This window comes from Tenacibaculum skagerrakense (assembly GCF_004345825.1).
In the GTDB taxonomy this organism is placed as follows: domain Bacteria; phylum Bacteroidota; class Bacteroidia; order Flavobacteriales; family Flavobacteriaceae; genus Polaribacter; species Polaribacter skagerrakensis.
Genome location: NZ_SLXM01000006.1, coordinates 63,807 through 78,289, shown reverse-complemented (window position 1 = coordinate 78,289; position 14,483 = coordinate 63,807). Strand labels below are relative to the sequence as shown.

Annotated in this window: 12 protein-coding genes; 7 read left to right on the top strand and 5 right to left on the bottom strand. The window is 31.2% G+C overall.

What is annotated here, in order from left to right; all coding sequences use genetic code 11:
* Nucleotides 1-2: 2 nt before the first annotated feature.
* Together EV195_RS10635 and EV195_RS10630 are read right to left on the bottom strand one after the other, a co-directional pair.
* Nucleotides 3-926 (bottom strand): DUF368 domain-containing protein, encoded by a 924-nt coding sequence (locus EV195_RS10635; protein ID WP_132794938.1) that lies wholly within the window; start codon nt 924-926, stop codon nt 3-5.
* Complete coding sequence (locus tag EV195_RS10630; protein WP_243693107.1) at nt 919-5,322, bottom strand: translocation/assembly module TamB domain-containing protein; 4,404 nt, start codon at nt 5,320-5,322, stop codon at nt 919-921. Before EV195_RS10630 ends, EV195_RS10635 begins: the two co-directional genes overlap by 8 nt.
* A gap of 157 nt (nt 5,323-5,479) precedes the next feature.
* Here EV195_RS10630 and tsaD point away from each other — a divergent pair, with 157 nt between their 5' ends.
* On the top strand, nt 5,480-6,541 hold the full coding sequence (gene tsaD, locus EV195_RS10625; RefSeq protein WP_132794937.1) for a tRNA (adenosine(37)-N6)-threonylcarbamoyltransferase complex transferase subunit TsaD: 1,062 nt from the start codon (nt 5,480-5,482) through the stop codon (nt 6,539-6,541).
* Between the two features lie 49 nt (nt 6,542-6,590).
* Here the strand turns inward: tsaD and EV195_RS10620 are convergent, their stop codons facing one another.
* The 3 genes from EV195_RS10620 to EV195_RS10610 form a co-directional block, all read right to left on the bottom strand.
* The gene (locus EV195_RS10620) at nt 6,591-7,205 is read right to left on the bottom strand and encodes a thioredoxin family protein (RefSeq protein ID WP_132794936.1); all 615 of its coding nucleotides are present in this window, start codon (nt 7,203-7,205) and stop codon (nt 6,591-6,593) included.
* A 7-nt stretch (nt 7,206-7,212) separates the two neighbouring features.
* Nucleotides 7,213-7,773, bottom strand: a complete 561-nt coding sequence (locus EV195_RS10615; RefSeq protein WP_132794935.1) for a TlpA disulfide reductase family protein — start codon at nt 7,771-7,773, stop codon at nt 7,213-7,215.
* A gap of 108 nt (nt 7,774-7,881) precedes the next feature.
* Nucleotides 7,882-8,664, bottom strand: coding sequence for a S1/P1 nuclease (locus EV195_RS10610; protein WP_132794934.1), 783 nt, complete (start codon nt 8,662-8,664; stop codon nt 7,882-7,884).
* 116 nt (nt 8,665-8,780) lie between these two features.
* Here EV195_RS10610 and EV195_RS10605 point away from each other — a divergent pair, with 116 nt between their 5' ends.
* The 6 genes from EV195_RS10605 to EV195_RS10580 all read left to right on the top strand — a co-directional run bounded on the left by EV195_RS10605 (nt 8,781) and on the right by EV195_RS10580 (nt 14,442).
* Nucleotides 8,781-9,641 (top strand): SPFH domain-containing protein, encoded by an 861-nt coding sequence (locus EV195_RS10605; protein ID WP_132794933.1) that lies wholly within the window; start codon nt 8,781-8,783, stop codon nt 9,639-9,641.
* A gap of 14 nt (nt 9,642-9,655) precedes the next feature.
* Nucleotides 9,656-10,123, top strand: coding sequence for a hypothetical protein (locus EV195_RS10600; protein ID WP_132794932.1), 468 nt, complete (start codon nt 9,656-9,658; stop codon nt 10,121-10,123).
* A gap of 3 nt (nt 10,124-10,126) precedes the next feature.
* Complete coding sequence (locus EV195_RS10595; RefSeq protein ID WP_132794931.1) at nt 10,127-10,285, top strand: DUF4177 domain-containing protein; 159 nt, start codon at nt 10,127-10,129, stop codon at nt 10,283-10,285.
* Nucleotides 10,286-10,308: 23 nt separating this feature from the next.
* Nucleotides 10,309-10,815, top strand: a complete 507-nt coding sequence (locus tag EV195_RS10590; RefSeq protein ID WP_132794930.1) for a hypothetical protein — start codon at nt 10,309-10,311, stop codon at nt 10,813-10,815.
* Nucleotides 10,816-10,888: 73 nt separating this feature from the next.
* Nucleotides 10,889-11,056, top strand: coding sequence for an Arc family DNA-binding protein (locus EV195_RS10585; RefSeq protein ID WP_132794929.1), 168 nt, complete (start codon nt 10,889-10,891; stop codon nt 11,054-11,056).
* A 179-nt stretch (nt 11,057-11,235) separates the two neighbouring features.
* Nucleotides 11,236-14,442 (top strand): VPS10 domain-containing protein, encoded by a 3,207-nt coding sequence (locus EV195_RS10580; protein ID WP_132794928.1) that lies wholly within the window; start codon nt 11,236-11,238, stop codon nt 14,440-14,442.
* The last annotated feature ends 41 nt before the right edge of the window (nt 14,443-14,483 follow it).

Sequence of the window (14,483 nt, the reverse complement as noted above, 5' to 3'; positions counted from 1 at the left end):
GACTATATATTTTTTTGCGCTAGTTTTTCTAAGAGTAATATTAATCCAAAACCTACAAGAGCTAGTAAAAAAGCGTATACTATTTGTGGATCACCATCAAATGAAGAAGGTAAAATAGATTCTTCATTAAAAGGAACTTTCTCTCCATGAGAATTAGTTCTATAAGTAAGTACTTTTTTCCATGGCCAAATTTTATTTAATGAACCAATAATAAAACCTGTTAACGCTGCTAATGTTAAATTTTTATAATGTGCGAATAACCATTTTAGCACTCTAGAAAAAGACAATAATCCTAGTATAGCACCTAACATGAAAACGACAATTACAGGAATATTTTTATTAGTTAAAGCACTTAATACTGGCTTATAGGCTCCTAATAATACTAAAATAAATGATCCAGAAATTCCAGGTAGAATCATAGCACAAATTGCAATTGCACCAGCTAGAAATATAAATAATAAAGAAGAATCTTCAGAAACTAACGGAGGTAATGTTGTTATTATATACGCCAAAAAAGTAGTCCCTATTAATAATATTATTGATAAAACATTCCACTTTTCAATTTGTTTAGCAACATAAATAATACTTGCAACCACTAGACCAAAGAAAAAAGACCATAATAAGATTGGGTGTGTATCTAACAACCAAGAGATTAACTTCGCTAAAGAAATAAAACTAACCGCAATTCCTAAAAATAAAGCCAATAAAAAATTGCCATTCAATTGTTTCCAAGCAGCTTTAAAACCTTCATTCTTCAAGGTTTTAAAAAGATCTATATTTATGTTACTTATTGACTGAAGAAGTTCTTCGTATATACCCGATATAAAAGCAATAGTACCTCCTGAAACTCCCGGAACAACATCTGCTGCACCCATAGCAATTCCTTTTAAAGAGACAAAAAGGTAGTCTTTAATTTTTCTATTCATTTTTAGTCTTTGTAGTATCTGATTTGGTTTTAAAGCTTACAAGCTTTCTTTTCTTTACAATAATACTATCTTTTTTCTCTTTTTCCTTCTTTTTCTTTTTAAAACCTAGTTTTTCACCTAACTCGGAAATATTGTTAAAGTTAACTTGATACGACAATCCTAAGCCTTGTGTATATCCTTCATTATCAATATCGAACTGAACATCATTTGGTTTATTAAAGAACGTACCTCTCAACGTACCTTCTTCATTTAACAACACTTCTACTTTTACCTCTCCAACAACACTTGTTTGTGTATTTCCACCTACAGGAACTCCTACTCTACCATTTACCAGCACTCTATCAGAAATTTGTGTAGAAACAGATACATCAACTTGATCGTCGATTGCATTTTGAAGTTGATCTACATTAGTTCTATCTCCTTGAACATATCCTAAACCTACTTGAAACTTACCATCTTCCTTATTTATAACACTTGAAAGTATACTTGTTGCTACTTGCGCTGCTGTTCCCGTTAAACCCTGAGAGGCACTACTTCCGATAGCCTCTTCATCATAAAAAGTTCCAAAAGCCATTAAGAAAGTAAAATGTTGCATTTTAGTATTTAAATCGTTCTCATTCAATTTAAACTCCAACTCAGAAGCAACGGTTGAGTTTGCATTAGGAATTTTAATATCGAACTCTTGTTTAGAATCGAAAAGTCCCCCCGTAATTTTAGTGTATAAATCAATAGATATTTTTCTAGTAGAATTTATATTGTCTAATAGTTGCGCTGGATTCGCTTTTGTTTGATAAATGGCTGTAAGATCTAGCTGAGCGTTTAATGGATCTCCTGTCCATGAGATTGTCCCACCACGCTGAACCTTAAATGGTTTACTTATAATTCCTCCATATTTAAAATTATAAACTCCATTTTCAATAGTGATTCCTCCATCCATGATAAACTTTCCTCTAGTATCAATCTCTATGTTTAGATTTCCATTTCCACTACCTTTTAAATCACTTCCTGAAACCTTATCTATTACAACTTGAGCTACCGCATCTTTTGTAACAGCAAGATTAAAATTAAGATTTAATCCTTTTACCTTCTCGATATTAAGCGCTTCAAAACTTCCTTCTTTTTCATCTGTTTTAAAACGTATTAACTTATAATTGTTAACGGTAGAAACATCATTTAAAGGAATTACAAACAGTGTACCTGGCTGTGTTCTTGCATTTACATTAATGCTTAAATTACTCGTCAATCCTCTTATTTGTGCATTTCCTCGAATCAATCCTTTACCATAATACGGAATTTCTTCTGCCTCTTTTGTATCTAACACCAATAAATTTGGTGAATCGATATCGAGTTTCATATACCATTTTTCAAAATCTTGGTGTGTAATACTTCCTGATAAAGAACCTTTGGTATCGTACTTCGTGTCCTCTAAAATCATATCATTTATAATAAATGACTGATTGAAAAGCTGTATGGTTGTGTTCTCAATAAAATCGAAATCAACATTTAAATACGGAAATGTCAATCCGGCCTCTGCCAAAGAAATACCTCCTTTAAAAACAGGATTTACGGCAGGTCCTTTTGCTGTAAAATCTCCTGATAATCTTCCTCTAATATTCGAAATCACATCTCCACCAAACTCACTAAAACCATTTAACTCGTATTCTTTAAACTTAATATCTAAATCAACTTCAGCTTCTTTCTTAGAAAAGTCTAGTCCTCCTACTATGTTAACGTTATCAAACTTATAATCTCTTAGTGAAATATCTACTTTGTATTTGTTGAATGAATTCTCTCCTTCTATATTTACCTTTAAGGTACCTTGAGAGAAATCATTTACTATTACATCATTAACTGTTATATCTGCAATTGGAGCTATGAGGCCTTCATCTTCTTTTAGCGAAACGTTACCATTTAGTAATCCCGACATCGTTAAACTTTCCATTTCAGGTAAAATTCCTAACAATTCAACATTCGTGAAATTAGCTTTTAAATCCTTTTTATTCTCACCTAATAAACTTCCTTCAAATTCAATTTTTTGTTCATCAGAAACTAATTTAAAAGGACTAAATACATAATCGTTTTTGTTTAAATCAAAGGTTACTTTATTGTTCTTATCATTCAAAGGATTTATTGCCCAATTATAGGTATTATGATTAAAAGTAGACTTTTGAATTCCTACTACCGATTTATGGTCTTTATTAATGGTGTAGTAAAAATCTAAATTGAAATTTTCAGTTAACTTCTTTCCTCCTTTAAATGTTGATTTAAAAAACAAGGTATCGTTCTCTGTTCTGTTGATTAAATTTAACGAACCTAAATCGTAGTATTTCGTTTTAATTTGATCGGCCGTTAAGTGTGTATTATATAACTTGTTTTTATTATCTACCCTTAACACGATTTCGTCAATAATATTATCATAAGCTTTTACATTGGGCGAGCTAAATGTAAGCTTAACCTCATTATCATTAGAATCTACTCTACCTCTGACACGAGTATCTTTATCAATAGTAATTTGAGGCAAGAAAACGCTTACGATTTGATTATAAATTGTAAAATCGAACTTAATAAATTGATTAGAGCCAACGGGTAGTGGTTTATAGTTAGTGTAAACACTTCCCAAAGCATTTCTAAAAACTGGAAATAAATCTTTGAACACAAACTTTCCTTCTAGTTTACCTTGAACAATATCTTTAGAATTAATTTCAATGGTTTTGATACTATCTTTTAACGAAGAATTGACTTGAAAATCTTTAAACAAAAATGTTTTATACTCATTTTTGTACGTCAAGTTATTAAAATCAGCTTTCCCTATTATATTGTCAAGTGTATTTCCTACAATATCTAGTCGTACTTTTCCTGCTATCTCTGAAATACTGTCTCTTTTAAAAAGATTTGTTTCTCTTAAATCAAGTTTATCAATATCGGCAGTAAAATCAAACTTATTGATTTCTTCAGAAAAATCGGCTAAACCTTTAAACTCTAGTTTAAAATTTTCATCATTAGATTTTAAATAACCATCAAATTTTTTCTTTTGAAACTGACCATTAACAATAAGGTTTTTATACGTATAACCTTTAAAATCAACCTTAGAAACATTACCTATTATAATAGAATTAATGTTATCTATTTTAAAACCAGTTCCTCTTACATCAGCCTTTAAAGATATTTTTCCTAAATCTTTATCGTCTGTCATTTTACCTAGATCTAAATCTATAAACTCAATTTCCCCAATATAAGCTGCATTGTCTATATTTTCAATGTTGGTTAATTGAAGATCTGATACTGTGGTACCGACTTCAGATGAAACGGATAATGTTGCCTCCATTAACTCAGGTGTTAATTTAATTAAACCTGAAGCCGAAAATTTTCCTAAACGTTTAAAACTTGTTGGTAATGTTTTTCCTAATACGTTAGGTAGTAAACTTTTTAACTGATTGTAATTTGAAGAAACTTTGGAAATATCCGCATCAAAAATAAAACCTCTTTTACTATTAAAGGCATTTACAAACCCCATATCTCCACGAATTACCAATCCGTTTTTAGAATACATATTTAGATTAGGAGTACTAAAATTATTCAAGGTTCCTCTGAAATTACCTGTTAAGAAAACCATGTCATTTCCTTGAATTTCTCCGTACAGTTTATGTAGATCTTTTACAGCTAACTTACTTTTTTGAAATTCCGCTTTTAAACGAACTTTATCTGAAAAGTTTGCGAAATCTTCTCTTTTATAATCAAAGACTAGTTCACCCTTAATGTTGGTTTCATTATCGGTATTCAAAGACAAGTCTTTAAATAGCATTTGAGATCTAGTATAGGAAAAGTTAGTGGTTAAATTCGTTATATAAACATCCCTATTATCTTTCAAATACAAACCTCTAATATTTGCATTTACATCGGGACCAATAACTGAGAAGTCTTGAATATTACCACCGGCATTATATGCAGCATATTGTAAAGAATCATCTTTTTCAAAATCGTATACTTTAAAAGTTAAATCATCTACATAGATGTTTTTAGTTTTAAGTATAAATGGATTTTCACTCTTTTTACCTGAATCATCATCAAAAGCAGCTATAAAAACCGATAAATTATCGTCTTTTTCACCTTTGTATTGTTTCATATGAAAGTTTACACCACTAAGGGTTATATCTCCCAAATTGACTTCATTATTAACAACTTGTCGTACATTTTTTAGAGAAGTTCTTAAGCTACTAACAAAGATGAGTGTATCGTTATGATGATCTCGAATTTCAATTCCTTTAAGGTTCACATTTCCAAGTAATGATAAATCAATTTTTTTAACAACAATGTTGGTATCAAACTCTTCATTAATCTTATCTGTAACAACCTCTGCTAGTTTACTTTGAACATATGGAGTAGATAAAATTAGCACCAATAGTAGTATTAGAATCAGTACGACTCTAAGGAAACGGAACACTATTTTACCTGCTTTTTTAATGATTTTTAGTAAGAATGTTAGACTACAAAAAACTACAAAAATTTTGCCTTAGTACAAAGAAACTGCAATTTTAACGAATATCTAACGTATTATGGATATTTTTGCATTTCAAAATCTTATAGAATTGGAGAAAAAAGAGGTATACATTTTAGGTATTGAAAGTTCGTGTGATGACACTAGTGCTGCTGTTTTACGAAACAATGAAGTACTAAGTAATGTTATCGCAAATCAAGATGTTCACACAAAATATGGAGGCGTTGTTCCTGAACTTGCTTCTAGAGCACATCAGCAAAATATTGTACCTGTTGTACAACAAGCTATAGAACGTGCTGGAATTACTAAAGAACAATTAAGTGCTATTGCATTTACTCGTGGACCAGGCTTAATGGGTTCTCTACTAGTAGGAACATCGTTTGCTAAATCATTAGCATTAGGATTAAACATTCCTCTAATAGACGTCAATCATATGCAAGCGCACATATTGGCTCACTTTATTAAAGAAGAAGGATGTAACATTCCTCCTTTTCCTTTTATCTGCTTAACTATTAGTGGAGGACATACGCAGATTGTAAAAATCACCAATCATTTTGAAATGGAAATTTTAGGTGAAACCATTGATGATGCTGTTGGTGAAGCTTATGACAAATCAGCAAAAATATTGGGACTTCCTTATCCTGGTGGTCCTTTAGTAGATAAGTATGCACAGCAAGGAAATGCAAAAGCATTTTCTTTTACACAACCAAAAGTGGGTGATTTAGAATTTAGTTTTAGTGGACTAAAAACTCAGATTCTATATTTCATTCAAAAAAATACAAAAGAAAATCCGAATTTCATTGAAGAAAACCTTTATGATATTTGTGCTTCTATTCAACATACTATTGTTGAAATTTTAATGAAAAAAATTAAGAATGCTGTAAAACAAACGGGAATTAAAGAAATTGCTATAGCTGGTGGTGTTTCTGCTAATTCTGAAATTAGAAAACGTTTACAAGAAGCAGATAAACATTGGGGATGGAACACCTATATTCCTAAATTTCAGTACACAACTGATAATGCTGCCATGATAGCCATTGCAGGGTATTTGAAATTTTTAAATAAGGATTATGCTGATATTGGTATAGCCGCAAAAGCGAGATTAAAAGTTACGGAATAAAAAAAGAGCGAATTTTAAAATTCGCTCTTTTTTTTTATGTACAATTTTGTTATTTAGCTACTTTAATAGAACAACCAATCGCTTTAGTCTCTGTTTTTCTAGGTGACTTTCCTGCTAATAAATCATCAACAGCATTTTCTACATACAACTCATTTGCACTTGAAGCGTCTCTTGCATTGTCATCAATAGCGCCAATGTAAGATAAAACAAAGTTCTTTTTTTCATTCTTTAAAATGAATACATGTGGTGTGCGTGTAGCTCCAAACTTTGGAAATACTTTTTGTCCGTCATCAAAAAGATAAGGAAATGTAAATCCTTTAGATTTTGCTCTTTCTTTCATTGAATCAAAATCATCTCCTTGAGATACTGCAGGATCATTTGGATTAATGGCAACTACTGGGTAACCTTTCGATTTATATTTTTTGTCTAAAGCAATAATTCTATCTTCATACATCTTAGAATATGGACAATGGTTACAAGTAAAAACTACTATTACTCCTTGTTGATCTTTATAATCATTTAAAGAAACCATTTTACCATCAATATTTTTTAAGGTAAAATTATCAACCTTATCTCCTATTTGATAAGCGTCTTTTGCTTTAGTTGTAAAAGCAACTGTTACGGCTACTATAGCCAAAACGAATATTGATTTTAAAGCTTTCATATTTTAATTAATTTATAAATTGTTGTAATTCTTGAGTAAGTTCATCATATGTAAAAGATCTTTCGAAAAAAGTTCTTTTATTTTTATTATAAATAATAGTCGCAGGAATTGCTCCAGACCAACTTTTATCTACACCGTTAATCCATTTATTCTGATCAGGGTCATCCAGCATAATTACCTCTGGCTCTAATCCGTTGTTTTTAATAAAAGGAATTAAGTGGCTTTCTATTTCATTTGGAAAATCTAAACTAACCAATAACACCTCTACATTATTGGCTTTGTTTTCTCTATGAATTTTTTCAAAAGCAGGTAATTCTTCAACGCAAGGCTTACACCATGTTGCCCAAAAATTCACCACATGAGTTTTGTTATCTTCTTTTGTTAAATACGGTTTTAACTCTTCAAAGTTTAACACTTTTAAGTCACCATATTTTTTTTCAGTCGTTATACTATCTTTTGTAATTTCTTTTTTTTCTGAATTGACATTTGATTCTTTTTTGGTCTCTTTTTTACAAGAAAACACCAAACCAACTGTTAGAAGAATTAGGGGTATTATTTTTATTTTCATATTGTTAAAATTAATGAATGAAATAATTACGGAATAAATATTAACTTTTTTTAACTAAAAAAGGTCTCTTAGTTATATAAGAGACCTTTTAAATAGTATAATTATTTTCTAGTCAAAAATTTCGTTGAGAAGTTTAGCCAAACGTAAACCTCCTTTTTGTAGTTGATCTCTAACAATAGGGAAATGTACATACGAATACTGATATCTCAATTTCTCTCCTATCTCAGCCGAAACATAAACTTTTTTAGCAAGCTCATGTGATTCTTTTAACCAATCTAACAATGTTCCGTTTTGAATAGCCTTTATTTGATGTTTTGATAAATCTTTAGCATTATTTGCTAATTCAATATAACTCATTCCCCATTGATCTATCATGTCACCATCCCAAACTCTATGTAAATTTGAACCTCTACCATGCCATTGAACTTGAATTGTGTTTCCGCCTTTATCCTCCTTTCTTCCTATGTGAAGTGGCTGGTGTAAATCACCAATTAAATGAACCAACATTTTCAAATGGAATCTTTTGTCTTCAACACTTGCCTTATCATCTTTTAACACGTTAATACAAAAGTTTACCCCAGTAACTAAATCACCTTCAGGATTTTTTTCAGAAGTTTCGTAATTACCATCTAATGGCATGTTTACATAATGCCAACTGTAATACTTTCTATAGTTTCTATCAGACTTAATTTCATCACCATAGGTAGAAACAAAGGCTAAACTTTCTCCTTGTAATAATTTAGCAATCTTCTTTTTCGCTCTTCTACTTAAATGTTTTTCAGCAATTTTTCCGGTAGCTCTATGACCTGTTGGCCCCCATGTATCTGTTATTGAATAAACAGCTTGTGAAACCAGTATAATTGCAATTATTGCAACAATTTTTATTCTCATTTTGTATCTATTTTCGATGCTAAAGTAGGAATTATTTATTTCAAAAATTTGTTAAATCCAAAAAAAAAATAATATATTTGTGATATCAAAATAATATCATATTAAAATTTTAGTTTATGGAATCAGAAAAAATCATCAAACCAGCTAACGGATATTTAATGTTAACCATTTTCTTCCTTTCTTTCTTTGGAAGTATTATTGCAGCAATCAAATTTGAAAATCCGGCTTATTTAATTATAACATTCATAGCATTCGTTTTATCTTTTGGATTTATTCTAGTAAACCCAAATACTTCAAAAGTTATATTGTTATTTGGAAAGTATATAGGAACCATCAAAAATAATGGACTGTATTGGGCTAACCCATTTTACACAAAAAGAAAAATATCATTAAGAGCGAGTAATTTTGATAGTGAGCGATTAAAGGTGAATGATAAACTTGGTAATCCTGTTATGATAAGTACGATTTTAGTATGGAGAGTAACAGACACTTATAAAGCGGCTTTTGATGTTGACAATTATGAAAATTTTGTCCGTGTTCAAACTGATGCAGCTGTTAGAAAACTAGCTAGTATGTATCCTTATGATAATTTTGCTGATGAAGGACATGAAGAAGATATTACATTACGCTCGAGTGTAAATGAAGTTAGTGAAACGTTAGAAAAAGAATTGGAAGAAAGATTAGCTATTGCTGGTATTGAGGTTTTAGAAGCTAGAATTGGATATTTAGCATATGCGCAAGAGATTGCTAACGCAATGTTAAAAAGACAACAAGCAACTGCTATTGTAGCTGCAAGACATAAAATAGTAGAAGGAGCCGTTAGCATGGTAGAAATGGCTTTGGAAGAATTAAATAAAAAGGATATCGTTGAGTTGGATGAAGAGCGCAAAGCTGCCATGGTAAGTAATTTAATGGTGATTCTTTGTGGTGATAAAGATGCATCTCCAGTATTAAATACAGGGACTTTAAATAATTAATACTCCTTTAACTAATGAACAAACATCAATTCAGTTTCATTTTAGTAGATGGAAAAATAGTAGTAAAGAGCGAAACGTTGCAGATTTATAAAGACGGTGGATTGCTAAAAGAAATAAAAGAAAAAGGATGGATTCTTATAATAGCTATACTACTAATATACAGAATACAGCAAAGTGTATTTACAAACAATTTTGAATCTACTATGGATTATGTTAGATTTTCTTTAAGATTAACTGTCGTTATTATTATTGTTGCTTTAGTTTTCTATTATCTGTTAAGGTACAACTGGTATAACACTATTAAAATTAACTCTGTAGAAGCTATAGAAATTGAACAAAATAATAATGAAACTGAGTTGACTATTATAACTTCAAATAAAAGGGAAAAAACCATTGTATTTAGAACATTAGAGAATCAAGTAGAACCTTTTATCGAAGCTTTAAAAAGAGGAAATTCAAGAATTGTAATTAAACAGATATAAACTATGAAAGAATATAAAGTGATTATGCCTAAACTAGGATTTAAAAATAGGTATCATAAATTGGAAGAATTATTAAATCAATATGCACGTGAAGGCTGGACCTTAAAGCATATTGGTGAAAGTTGGACGAATATTGTTTTTGAAAGAGATAAAAACAGATAATAGTTTTACTAAGAAATTAAGAAATGAGAATATTTAAAGAAGAGCAACGATTTACACAACTATGGATTATTGTTGTTTTAGTGATGAGTTCAATTGTTCCATTAGTTCTTTCTATTAGAGCTTATAACAATAATGAAATGTCTCTAAAAGAGGTTATCATATCTGCTTCATCAATTATTCTACTCAGTTTTTTATTCATATTTGTTTTTAAACTCACTACAAAAATTGATGAAAAAGGAGTCCATTATAAATTCTCTCCTATGCATTTTTCTTTCAAGCTTATTAAATGGAATGAAATGGAAAAAGTATATACTAGGAAGTACGACGCTTTAAGTGAATATGGTGGTTGGGGTTGTAAAGGCGGAATTTTCTGGAAAAAAGAAAATGGCGTTGCTTACAATGTTTCTGGTGATGAAGGCTTACAAATTATCACGAAAGAAGGAAAAAAAATTTTAATTGGAACACAACAAATAAATAAGGTAAATCAATGTATTAACCACTATTACAAAACGAAAGAAACCAATGATTAAACTACTACTCTATTGTTTTATGTATATCACTTACTGGGTGATTTCATTAATTTAAATTGATTTAGACAGTATTATGGCTAAAAAAAAAGCATTTGCATTACGTATTAACGAAGACATGCTCAAAGCAATTGAAAAATGGGCTTCTGATGAATTTCGATCTACCAATGGACAGATTGAATGGATGCTTATGCAGGCTTTGAAAGATGCTAAAAGAGAACCTAAAAAGAACAATGATGAATAGGACAGACAGTTCAGAATCTGTTCTTAAATAGTTAAACTAGTCATCTAAACATTAGTATTAAAGTTCAAAACCACTTCCTTAAAATTCTAAATCTATTTTTCGTTAACATTTTTTTAAGAACTCCTGCAATGAATTAGCTGTATTTTTAAGATCTCTTAAATCAACTAATTCATTTTTTCATGAAAAAATCTTTCTCACTACTACTTTTATTAGTATCATCAATTGTATTTGGTCAAGAATTTTCAATGGACTTGGTAAAAAACATGAAACCAAGAAATATTGGCCCAGGTGGAATGAGCGGAAGAGTTACCGCTATTGATGTTGTACTAAAAAACCCAGATATAATGTATGTTGGAACTGCCTCTGGAGGTTTATGGAAATCTACTTCTGGCGGTATTAAATGGGAACCTATTTTTGATAAAGAAGTTACTGCTTCCATTGGTGCTATAGCAGTTCAACAATCAAATCCTAGCGTAATATGGGTTGGAACTGGTGAAGGTAATCCACGTAACAGTTTAAATGGAGGTTACGGAATTTATAAATCGCTAGACGGAGGTAAAAGCTGGAAATCTATGGGATTAGAAAAAACGCGACATATTCATCGTGTTATAGTTCATCCAGACAATCCAGATGTTGTTTATGTAGCGGCTATCGGATCACCTTGGGGAGAACACCCAGAGAGAGGTGTTTATAAAACTACTGATGGAGGTAAAACTTGGAAACAAATTTTATTCAACAATAATAAAACTGGTGCTGCCGATTTAGTAATGGATCCTTCAAATCCGAATAAATTAATAGCAGCAATGTGGGAGCATAAACGCGATCCTTGGTACTTTAATTCAGGAGGAAAAGGAAGTGGATTATACATTACTTACGATGGCGGAGACAATTGGAGAAAAGTTACTGATGAAGATGGATTCCCTAAGGGAGATTTAGGTAGAATTGGTGTATCCATTTCTAGAAGCAATCCAGATCTAGTTTATGCATTGGTTGAAGCAAAAAAGAATGCTTTGTATAGAAGTGATGACGGAGGATTTAAATGGAAAATGGTAAATAATAAATCTGGAACTAACGGTATTGGAAATCGTCCTTTTTATTATTCTGAAATTTATACAGATCCGCAAAATGAAAACAGAGTTTACAGTATTTACACGTATGTAAACGTTTCTCAAGATGGAGGAAAAAGTTTTAAAATGTTAATGCCAGCTTACGGAGCTAATAATGGTGTGCACCCTGATCATCATGCCTGGTGGATTCATCCTGAAAACGGAAAATTTATGATTGATGGAAATGATGGTGGAATGAATATTACAAAAGATGGTGGTAAAACTTGGCGCTTTATTGGAAATTTACCTGTTGCTCAGTTTTATCATATCAATGTAGATAATGAATACCCATATAACGTTTATGGAGGTATGCAAGACAATGGTTCTTGGAGAGGTCCTGCTTATGTATGGAAAGCACAAGGAATTAGAAATTCTTATTGGCAAGAAATTAGTTTCGGAGATGGTTTTGATGTTGTGCCAGACAAAGACGATTCTCGTTATGGATGGTCTATGAGTCAACAAGGTTTTGTATCAAGATACGATTATAAAACCGGAAATAATTACACAGTTCGACCAACACACCCTAATCCAGAAGTGAAACTTCGTTTCAACTGGAATGCTGCCATCAACATTGATCCTTTTGACAATGCTACAATTTACTTCGGAAGTCAGTTTGTTCATAAATCAACAGATAAAGGCTTAACTTGGGAAATAATTTCACCAGATTTAACAACCAATGATCAATCTAAATTAAAACAACATGAAAGTGGTGGTTTAACAATGGATGCTACTGGAGCAGAAAACCACTGTACAGTATTAGTAATTGAACCTTCTCCTTTAGAAAAAGATATGCTTTGGGCAGCAACGGATGATGGACAAGTTCATGTAACTAAAAATGGTGGTGCAAATTGGACAAATGTTTCTAAAAACATCAAAGGTTTACCAGAAAATAGTTGGATTGTTCAGGTAAAAGCTTCTAACAAAAATAAAGGAGAAGCCTTGTTAATTGCAAATGACTATCGTCGTTTTAACTACACACCTTACGCTTACCGTACTAAAGATTATGGAAAAACTTGGGAGCGCATAGTTGATGAAAATGACGTAAAAAGCTATGCTTTGTGTATTGTTGAAGATCCAATTGAAGCTAATTTATTGTTCTTAGGTACTGATGATGGTTTATATATTTCTTTTGATGCCGGTAATAAATGGACAAAGTGGACTCAAGGTTTCCCTACAGTATCTGTAAAAGACTTAGTAATTCATCCAAGAGAACACGATTTAGTTATAGGAACTTTTGGTAGAGCTGCTTGGGTGCTAGATGATATTCGTCCACTAAGAGCTATTGCCTCAAATAAAAATGTGCTCTCTAAAAACTTTGAGTTATTCACTCCTCCTACTGCATACCAAGCAAGTTACCAGCAACCAACTGGAAGTAGATTTGGAGCAGACGCTTTGTATAATGGTGAAAACAGACAAGGTGGTGCTTTAATAAAGTATTACTTGAATGCACCAAAAATGGATTCTAAAAACAAAGAGGGAAAACCTTCTAAGAAAGCAGAAGAAAAAGAAGATAACGCCGTAAAATGGGATTCTATTAAAGTTGAAATTTACGATGGAACTCGTTTGATTAGAACCTTAAAAAGAAAAGCTCCAAAAGAAAATGGTATACATACTTTTGTTTGGAATATGGATGAAAAAGGCGTTGCCCGCGCTTCTAGAAATATCAGAAAATCAAAATCTGAGCCTTCTGGTGTGACGGTAAAACCAGGAACCTATTCAATAAAAGCTAGTTTTGGAGATCAAACATCAGAGCAGAATATAATCGTAGCCTTCGATCCTAGATTGAAGATATCTAATGAGGCTATCAACCAAAAGTATAATGCTGCTAAAGAACTTGAAAAACATCAAGAAGTTATGGCTAACGCCGTAAAACAATTGGTTGAAAGCAAAAAAATAGCTGAAGATTACGAAAAGGAATTATCTGAAAAAGACAAAAAGCTATACAAGGATCAAATTAAGTCTTCAAAAGATATCATCAAAAAAATTGATACTATTTTAAATGTATACTTAGGAAAAGTTGATAAACGTCAAGGAATTGTTAGAAGTCCTGACCCTAATGTAAGTTCACGTTTAGGAACAGCAAATTGGTATGTGAATAGTAGATTTGGTAATTTAACTGAAACTGAAACACGTTTAATAAATCAATTTAAAACCTCATTAAAAGACGCATTAGGACAAACCAATACATTCTTTAATAAAGATTGGCCTGCTTATAAAGCTGCATTAGAAAAAATTACAATTTCTCCTTTTAAAGAAACTAAAATTTTTAGTCTGAATTAAAAACACATAAAGCAAAGAAAATCCTTGTTTAATTAACTTGA